Source organism: Ignavibacteriota bacterium (genome assembly GCA_016212665.1).
GTDB lineage: Bacteria > Bacteroidota > Ignavibacteria > UBA10030 > SZUA-254 > FW602-bin19.
This window is the reverse complement of the sequence record JACREZ010000014.1, coordinates 39,701-50,022: the sequence shown is the minus strand read 5'-3', so window position 1 is coordinate 50,022 and position 10,322 is coordinate 39,701. Positions and strand designations below refer to the sequence as shown.

Here is a 10,322-nt window from a genome sequence, read left to right as displayed (position 1 = left end):
TTGGTACTATTTGTATTCGCATCAATGTGAAAAGTTCTATTTTCCTGATATTTCACCCATCCGGTGAATTCGTCTAACAGTCATACGCGTTATTGTTCAATAGGTTACATGATTATTGGGGTGTCTATAGCGGGGATAAGGTATTTTCTAGTGTTACTAAGGTTTCAAATAGAAAATATCTTTGTCCAAAAAGCAAACGAGTACGAGAAGATAAGTTGAAATGTGAAATTAAGAAACAAGTACGACAAATGAAAACCTTAGTAACTATTACAATAAAAATATCGTTCCCTTATTACCTTCAAGTATACCGGACAGTAAAACAACACACATGAAGCACACATTACAGAAGAAGATGAAAGAAAGGCTATTAAAAAAAAATCCCGTCCCGCAAAAAAGCGGGACGGGATTTACTATTGAATCAATGAACATTTGGATTGTTGGAGTTATGGAGTATAGGAGTATTTCTATACTCCATTACTCCACCTATCCAGTACTCCAATGCGTTACTTCATCAACACCATCTTCTTCACAGAGGTGAACGTGTTGCTGATTCCATCTTCATCTACCGATTCGGCGGTGATGCGATAGAGATACACACCGGAAGAGAAGTTGGCGGCGTCGAACGAGAGTTCCTGCGCGCCTTCTTCGAGTTCCTGTTTGTCAAGCAACGTTGCGACTTCCTGACCAAGAATGTTATAAATCTTCAAGGTCACGTTCGAAACGAACGGTAAGTCGAATGCGATGGTTGTTGCCGGGTTGAAGGGGTTCGGATAGTTCTGGTACAACGCATACGTTTCGGGCAGTATGTTTTCTGTCGTCGGAATGATGCGTGCCGGAATTGCCGTCGGGTTTGCACGGAGAATTGTGCAATCAATCAAACGCTGTGCGCCTTTGGTTACTAACTTTGAACCGAAAGTCACAGTATCCATATCACCTTCAAACGCATCGAGAACCCGGCGGATGGTGTTGCTGAGGTTCGCAAATGCGTCTGCTGATTCAAACGTGCGACCGACACCGCCGCTCATCATGGAATCGCCCTTTACGGCAATCTGTGCGAGCGTCATATCGTTCAATACGTTTGCTTGCGTATCTGCAAGAATCAATTCACCCAAACCAATAGGAGTTTTTTCAAGAGCAGATGCGGCAATACTTAACTTCAATGCGGCAAGGTTTGCAAACAAGACGTTGTCCTGAGTCTTTGCCGGCAATGAGGTTTTCTTTCCAAGGAAAACTTTTCCGTTGGAAAGTCTGTCAAAGCCATGTGCTGCACTGTCATGGAAATTCACTATGTCTTTTGATGGTTTACCAAGTGATGTGAGCAAGTCACCTGCCTTTTTCATAATGACCCAGCCGTATGCTTTTGCGCTGTCCGTGCGTGCACCAATCAACATTCCGTTGGTTGCAGTGAATGCACCCTGCACGAATGTTTCTTCAGCAACATTGATGCGATTCGGCATCGGGAGACGGAGTTGATTCAGCGTAAAGGTTGGATTCTTTTTATCTACGCCGACTTTCGTTGTTCCGTTCATCCAATAGTATTTACCAACTTTCTGGATGGAACCTTTCTTTCCCCATCCATACACACGAACTGTATCGCCGTTATTCAATGGAGAATTAAAGGTAAAGTTCCATTTCTTGAGTCCCGATTTTACTACTTCGACTGCTGACGAGGTAGGTTCTGTATAGAATTCTTTTGCAGTATCAACTGCAACCGTGAATTCCATGTGTAAAGCATTCACACCGGTTTGGTCATTGACCGTATACAATACGAATTCTACTTTATCTGCTTTCTTCTTTACAACTTTCCCCATCTTTCCGAAGTTATCGCGTGCAGTCGCAATACTATCCGGATTGAACGTACGGAATTTGCTTCCGTAAATTGCGGGTGCGTTGAAGAAATCGAATGTTGAACTTTGTCCATCGAGTAATTCAACACTACCGGTAAACTGTCCTGCTGAATTTTCTGCATACACTCCATCAACTTTGAAGCCGAGACTGACCCACGGAGTGCTGTCCGCTTCGGTGACATAATACATACCATCAGCCAACATTGAGTTGGAGATGCTTGATGCTGTACCGCTGAACACAACCGGTCCCGATGCAGAACCGCTGTGAACTTCGAGATACCATGACTTTAATGTCTGGTCTGCAACCGTAAGCGGGTCGCCATCATCATCCTGATATTTTCTGACTGTGAGAGTGTTTGCTTTCACGTTGTAGAAATTGATAGTAACATTTTCATTCGACGCAATGGTGACGGTATCGTAGTTTGAACCGCCGACAGGGAACCATCCTGCGCTGTCTGCTTCTACGGCGATATACGTTCCGCCTGCAAGATTTTCAACAACGAGGGAAGATGTATTTCCTTCTGCAATCGGTGAACCGCTGACTGCATCTTTATAGAGTGCAAGACCCCATTCTTTTGCTGTCTGGTCTCCCGTTGTGCCTGCATCACCGTCACGGTCGCGGTATTTATTAATCGTAATACTGCTAACACGTGAATTATAGAAATCAACTGTACCGGGAACAGCGCCACCGACAACAATTGTATCGTAACTGTGCGAACCATAACGGGAAACCGCACCTGAACCATTATCAACGATTGTACCGACATGTACCCAGCCTGAACTGTCAGCTTCTTTGGCAATGTACATACCTGCGGCGAGATTTTCTGTCGTCACTGTATTGAAGTTCCCTGAGTTGACAAGGTTTTCCGGAGCAATGGAATTCTCATATAATTCCATGTACCATTTCTTCAATGTACCGGCAGTTCCTAAATCTCCGTCCGCATCTTCATACTTGCGCATTGTAATTGTATGAGTTGCATATAACGGAGTTGATGACGATGCGAGTGTGAATCGTGAGAAGGTATTAATTCCAGTCGTCGTCACTTTATTTAACGAAGTGTTCGGCGTACCGCCTTTTCCGCTCCATGTCGTTCCACCATCGGTTGATTTGTGGAGGAATAACGTTGCTTCATCATTGCCGTTCAATTCGGACTCAGCATACTTGAGAACAACGGTTGCATTGAACGGTGGTGTTCCTGCTGTCGTAACATCAAAGAAGCGGCGAATTGATTGATTATCATTTCCTGTAAGGAATGTACCCGTCGTACGATTTACTGTGGTCACACCGGGCGCTGCACTGAGTGCATTGATTTCCATTCCGATATCACCGAATGTATTATTCACGCTTTGTGAAAGTGTACGCGTCGCAGTAACGGTTCCTTTGATTGTTCCATTTGTTTCCAGCAATGTTCCTGCCGGGTCAAGTGAAACAGAGTTTGTCACTGTTAACATATCACCATTGGTGAATGTTGCTGTTCCACCTGCAACAGTCACGTTCGTTTGCAATGCAACTCCATTTGGATTGTTCATAACAAAACCATTGTAGAATGTTACGGGGTTACCGCTAATTTCCTGTTGATCGCTTCCTGCAAATTCTACCCATGAAGAAGCAACCGACATCAACGTACCGTAGTTGATCAGGTCGCCATGTAATTCCAATGCTTCATTGAATACGCCGCCGACTGTATCGGTAACGCCGGCTTCAATGGTTAAATTACCTTTCACAAACTGATCACCAAATCCGGTTGAGTTGGAAGGTTTGTATGCTTTCTTTCCGCCTGCATTGGTAGATTTATAAATAAGATTCGGATACCATGCGCCGCTTGTTGCAACCGCGGCATAGGTTGTATTGCTATCCGGTACGTCGAAAATAAATGTTCCGTAATCTCCATCTTTTGCCTGACTACCGCGGAACATGTATGTCGTTCCGGTTTTCGAGGCATGAATTAATGTACCACCCGACCGGATGGTCATTGTATCACGTGCGGGACTGCTGAAACCAACGACAAAAATTGCTGTGCTTGATGTTGTTGTTGTTCTGTTATTCAGTACACCGCCTTGAAGGATTAACAAGTCATGATTTCCTGCAACACCGTCTCCGATTCTGAGCGGTGAGGAAAGTGTGCTTGTGGACGGAATCAATGCTTCAATCGTGTTTGTATTTCCTGCATATCCAATCGTGAGTGTTTTCACTGTGTCACGGCGAATATTTGCCAGTAACAAGACATAACTTCCTGATTTAAATGTGTTATCAAGAATAACATCATCATCACCATCAGGAATGTTGTTTAAATCGTTCCCTGAAATCTGTGTCCACGAATTCGCATCATCCCAATCAAGCGTATCAACAGTGCTTACTGTTCTTGATTTGAGAGGCGGAGTATAATTGGCAATCTTAAACACTGCCGGAGCCGCCGGTAATACTACGTTGAAAATGTTCGATGAAGTTAACAATGAACCATCGCCTGCATCCAACACATGGTCGCCGGAACCGGTAACGATAACACCGCTGAACGAGGCAGTTCCGCCGGATGCCGCTCCTGAAGTTGTTCCTGATAATGCGCCGCTACCGGAAGAAATTGATAACGTAACTGTTGATGCATAATCTTCATCAAGGTTGCCGTTCACGTCGGTTGCTTTCACGGATGTTGCAAACGCTACACCTGATGTTTGGTTGGCAATGTTCGCGCCAAAACCCAACTGCGTTGCAACAACGCTAATCGCTGATGAACCTGCGACATCAGAACCGCCTGCGGCAAAGAGTGAACCGGATGAATTTGTTGTCACATCGGTATTCTGATTGACTTTGAATCCAAGCACAATTCCTTCTGCGCCTGCCGGCATCGAAGTATTCAAATAGACTTTTAATTGTAAATCAACACTTCCGCCATCGGTTGTTGCTACCAACGGTGAGCCGCTGAACGTAAGAGTTGTTGCGCCAACCGTTCCTGTTCCGAGACTCGTAAGCCCGTTGAACAGTTCGACGCCCTGAATATATTGTGACCAGTCTGCCGCGGTGTTTGCGCCGCTTTGACCAAACACAATCTGGTCAACGATAGTACCAACAGCATCGCCATCGGCTGAACCGCCGCCATCACGAATGGTAATATCATAGACTTCAACTTGTTCCCCCTGTGAATCAATCAATGAAGAAAATGAAGCGAGGTCGCTGTTTGGTCCGGCAACGATATCAGAAGCCGCAGAAAGACCGACAACATCAAACGATGAAGAGACACCTTCTGTTAAAACGCCTGAGTTTGCGTCCAACTGGACACCTGTTTCTGCTGTGTTATATCGCAAATCACTCCATGAAGCAACGCCGCTTGCTGCCGCTTGTGTTAAGCCAGCAACTGAAGAAACTGCGCCTGTTCCCGTTTGTACACCAACAGTAACATTGCCCGTGAAATCGAGGTCAACATTGTTGTTCACATCGTAGGCAGTAACAGCCGCGGCAAAATTAACGTTCTGTGCGACTGATGCCGCCGGATTGGTAGTGAATGTCAATTTACTTGCAGTGACTTCAACTCTGTTTGCATCGCTTGTTGTACTGCTTGTTTGAGCAGAGAATGCAGAGAACGTTGAAGCATTAAATCCTTGTGCTGTTACATTCGCATTTGTGATTTGAAATTGATATTGAGAATTATCTGTTGCGCTTGTTTCAAACGTCAGATATAAATCGAGAGTAGTCGAGCCATCATCCGGCGTTGAAAGACTTAATCCGGAGAAAGAAATTGTTTCACCCGTTACGCTGACTTCTCCAACTTCCGTTGAACCGTTGTACAATGCGGCTTGACGAATAGTACTTGCCCACGATGGATTTCCAATACCACCTTTATCAATTGTAACCCCAGTCAAAATAGTTGGCAATGCATCAGCGTCAGCAGCACCGCCGCCATCACGAATGGTGAATGACCAAACTTTAACAGCATCGGTTGTTGCACCGATTGCGCCAAGTTGGAATGAAGCATAATCAATGTTTGATGTTTCATTTCCTGCGGCAACGATGTCGGAGTTTGCATCACCGGTAGCACCGGTAACACTTTCCCAAGTTGTACCGATGCGAATACCATCAACTTCTGAATTAACAGAGTTTGTACCTTGCCTAATTGCCATTCGAGCAACATCGGCTAGATCTATTCCCGCTGTCTGAGATAAATCTGAAGTAGATTCACTTCCGCCAATAGCAGGATCAATCCACATTTTCACAATATCATTTGTAGCACCATCAACAATTTGATAACTGACTACAATTAAGTGGGTAACTCCTGTGGCATAATCTGTAGATTTAAATGTAGATGTCGTGTTCGAAGATGAAGCGCGTAACCCTAGATTATATGTACCGGCAACGCTTCCTACTCTAACAGAAACTCGGGCGTTCAATGCTGAGGTTGAATTGCTTGGAGTAAGTGCAAAAGAATAGTCCCCCGTTGTACTAGTATTTGCAACCATCCCAGTTGTTGATGTTACGTTAAGAAGGAAACCAAAATAAACTGTTCCCGTAGTTTGCGTTGTAAATTGTCGATAGGCATCTTCGGCTGAGCCAGGTTGAGTCACAACCTTATTCCCAACACCAGAAGAGGCATAACCTGTGAAAGTCAAACTTCCACTTGTTACTTGTAATGGTAGTGTTGTTCCGGAATAGCTTACCCAGTTACCACCACTGACATTACCTCCACCATTTACGTTGGTCAGTTGGCCCGTACTATAGTCGAAGTTTTCGTTTGTTAATAACTGCCCTTGCGCCATCGTTCCCATAGTCAGAATAGCAACTACAGCGACAACGAAGAGCCGTGTAAATATGTTTAGTTGTTGTTTCATAAACGTTCCTTTTTGGTTGTTTATGGTTAGTGAATTAGTGAATTGTCTTAAAAAAATAGGTTTGTAAAAATCGTGTGGAATGCTCTCAGCCGCCTCGCCTGTGTTCTCTTGTCGTCGTATGGTTTTCTCAATTTGCATACGGAGACACTACTTCCTGAAAAATGCTGTACATTGTCATGCTGTTGTTGATTGTTCTGCTGAGAAGCGTTTGGGGTACTAAATGTTCGGTGTAAAGTTATGAAAAAATTGGTAAAGAGCCAAGTTAAATTTGTGTTAAATATCCTCACGCAAAGCGGCTAAATCGCAGGGCAAAAAGGGAAGAAACCCTTTACGACTTCGCTGCTTTGCGTGAGTGAAAAAAAGGATTATTTCATCAACACAATCTTCTTCACCGCAGAAAACTCGCCGGCGTTCATCTTCACAAAATAGACGCCGCTCGATGCGAGCATACCGTTTTCCAGCGTGCTGTTCCACACCACTGTGTGGAATCCTGCATCGCGGTCTTCGTTCACGAGCGTTGCGACTTTTTGTCCGAGAATATTATACACGCCAACATCCACATGCGAGGCTTGCGGCACTCCGACCACGAACTGTGTTGACGGGTTGAACGGGTTCGGGTAATTCTGGCTGAGTGAAAATTCTTTCGGCATCACTCCGCCATCCGAAACGGTGAGGAACAACAAGTCACTCGCTTTCGAGATGCTTGCTTCGCCTGAACCTTTCATGGTGATTGTTTTTCCGCCTTTCGCTTCTGCGAGAACGAACTGCTTCAAATCATTGGAAGCAATGTTCCATTGCACCTTCAACGGCGCTTCGGCATTTTTCAAACCGATAGCAAACTGCGCCGGAGAAATCAACCGCGACGGATATGTTTCGAGAATTCTGCCGGAGATAAATCGCGCATCCATCGTCCCTTCGGGAGAAGTCGGTGGTAATTCGTACGCTTTCAGGTTGATTGTTCCTTCCGCATTGTTTCCGAAATACAACGTCTGCTTCGTTCCGTTCTTCGATGTAATGGTAATCGAGTTGAATTGGTTCATATCAACCGGGCGATTGGATTTTTCAAATCCTGTTGTTGAAAGGATAATACTTCCATCCATATCCGATTTCACCCAGTAGCCCTGTGTCGGGTTGAGCGTTGTTGCAACGTCGTAACCGTTATCGTAACCGAAGAATGACGAAAGAGCATTTCCTTCGGGAAGTGCATCAACCGTGCTGGACGCAATTGCTTCTCCCAACATTCCGACAAGGTTCCATCCTGAAACGACTTCAATGGTATCGAGCGTAAACGGTTTTCCAAGTTGTCGCACCACCTGATTGGAACCGAACTTCAACCAATATCCTATTCCCTGCCAGATTGCCGTATCGGCAAGATAACCGCCGGCAAACATGAATGGCTGAGAAGTTGCCGTCGGGAAGAGCCGGGAAACGTTGTAGCCGGTTTGTCCGGGCGTTTGCTCACGTGCGACCGAGACAAGATTCCATCCTTGACTGTATTCGTACGGTTCGCCAGCAACATAATCAGAGTTTTGTCGAGGACAGATAGCATACCTGCTTCCTCCGGAGAAAAATACTACTCCAATCAGGGTATCAACTTTATCATTGAGGTAAAGAATATTCGTTCTACCAACCGTAGAATCTCCTGGAATATTTGTATACATATTTTTTCCATCCGGGTCAATCAATACACCGCCAGAATTGTCATCAATTTCAAATAACTTTTGGTCAGAAAATATCGGAGCTAAATTATTTACCTTCGCATTCACGATTCTGACTAACATTCCCTCGTACTGCTCGGCGGCAGGATTGCCAATTGCAAAAGTGTTACTTGGCAGAGTAAGTGGAGAAGGTAATGGGTTATTCGACGAGATAATTGTTGCTGTGTTTAGTATGTTATATATCTGAGTGACATTATTCAATTCCCCTACAGTACCACTGACAGAAACACTGTCCCCTCTTCTAACTTTACCTAATGAAGTATCACCGACTGCCGAGACAAGCCAGATACCGCTCCACGGCAGAGTTCCGGATTGCATATAGTAGGCATTCGTGCCATAAATACTCGAATGTGCAGTTAATTCCATGTCTGCAGAGTCTGCGGTAATAATGCCGCGCAAAGTAGTAGTTGCACCATAGTATGGGCTTACTCCATGTGAATATGGAGTATATTGAATATCTCTAATCGTGGGGTCATGATTGAGAACTGTAAAATTGAAAAAGCCAAGCGACGTATCACTTCCTAGGATTCCTACGCCTTGATACGCAAGGCGTGACTTCTGTCCACCCGTATCTGTTGCTTCAATGAAGTATCTGACAAATGAATTCGGAGGTAAATCCAGGAACGATGCTTCATAGATTGAGTCCAAGGTAATCATTTCCATCGGATATTTTTCGAATGAACCATAATTGATACTCATCTTGACAGCCACACTTTCTACGGGCCATCCTCCAGTTGTCATCCGTGCGCGCGCTTGTATTTTAAATGTTTGTTCTTCCTTAATAATATTTGGTGTTCGGGAATGACTGTTAAGTGTGGGTTTCGCGACACCAAAAACGACATCTCCGGGAAACAATGGTGCAATAACATACCCATACGTCCCACTCGTTCCTGATATTTGAATCATGACCCCGCGTATGGTATCTATTACAGCGAACACAGGGGGTAATGTCCATGTTGACGAGGGATCTTTCCATGAACCAGTAACAGTAAACCAACGTGAAGCATCATGCATTGCCAGCGTATTACCATCAGGGTCATTCATGATAATGGCATTTCTTCCACCTACATTTGCATAGCCCGTAATAACAAGGTCACGAAATTCAACTATCATCCCTTCATATTTTTCCGCAGTATGATACTGGACGTTATACGGACCAGTTGAGATATATGTCCCTTGATAAAATTGTTCAATACTGTCGCCTTTTAAAATAGTAGCAGGTAAAGGTTTTGAATCAATAATGTCTATAGAAATTCCGGGTACCGGTTGGAATTGAGTTAAACTATTCATATTCCCTACTGGAAATTCAGAAAGTACTCCAGTAATTCGGATAACATCACCGCGCTCAACATTTAGAAATCCATCAATAATATTTTGTGCAGAATCTCCCGGCGAGGTACTTGACACATTACATCTAACTATTATTCCAGCCCATTCACTGGGGTTCGCTGTTGTATCATACAGGACCATAGTAAATCCAACAGCTGTGTAACCAATTATCTTTGGTGGAACTACACACAAACCTACAATTGTAACAGTATCATCTATAGTAGTAGCAGATTCGACTCTATCTGCTGTTTGTAGATGCCATCTTGAATTATTCCCCTGTTGTATAGTTGTTGCCTGAAGTAATGAGTCAAGTTGATTGTATTGTATATCATGAATAGTAACTTCAGGATACATGTGCCACGAGTTCGTCAGGCGATTATATCGCTTGGAAAATTTTACATCGGCGCTGACAACTTGTGTGAATAGAATAAGGATGAGAATAAAAAAAGGTATAAGACGTTTCATAGATTTCTCCAAAAAGAAATGTGAGTGTAAACGAAATGAGGTAACTCTTCGTATTTCAACTTCATGGTTGATTGTGGTAGATTAAATTGATTCCGCTTGCCGTTGAGTGATTTAAAGGTTGATTGAAGGGCAGAGTGGAGACAGC

2 protein-coding genes are annotated in these 10,322 nt (G+C 44.1%); both read right to left on the bottom strand.

Annotation, left to right across the window (positions count from 1 at the left end):
- Positions 1-503: 503 nt before the first annotated feature.
- Positions 504-6,665 carry a T9SS type A sorting domain-containing protein gene (locus HY960_04700; GenBank protein MBI5215029.1) on the bottom strand — a complete coding sequence of 2,054 codons (6,162 nt, stop codon included), beginning with the start codon at positions 6,663-6,665 and terminating at the stop codon, positions 504-506.
- A gap of 365 nt (positions 6,666-7,030) precedes the next feature.
- A complete protein-coding gene (locus HY960_04695; GenBank protein MBI5215028.1) occupies positions 7,031-10,177 on the bottom strand; it encodes a T9SS type A sorting domain-containing protein in 3,147 nt (1,048 codons plus the stop codon).
- Positions 10,178-10,322 lie beyond the last annotated feature (145 nt).

Bases quoted from the DNA above. Each gene is read 5' to 3' on its own strand.
- HY960_04700 (MBI5215029.1), bottom strand. From the start codon at position 6,665: ATGAAACAACAACTAAACATATTTACACGGCTCTTCGTTGTCGCTGTA.
- HY960_04695 (MBI5215028.1), bottom strand. From the start codon at position 10,177: ATGAAACGTCTTATACCTTTTTTTATTCTCATCCTTATTCTATTCACA.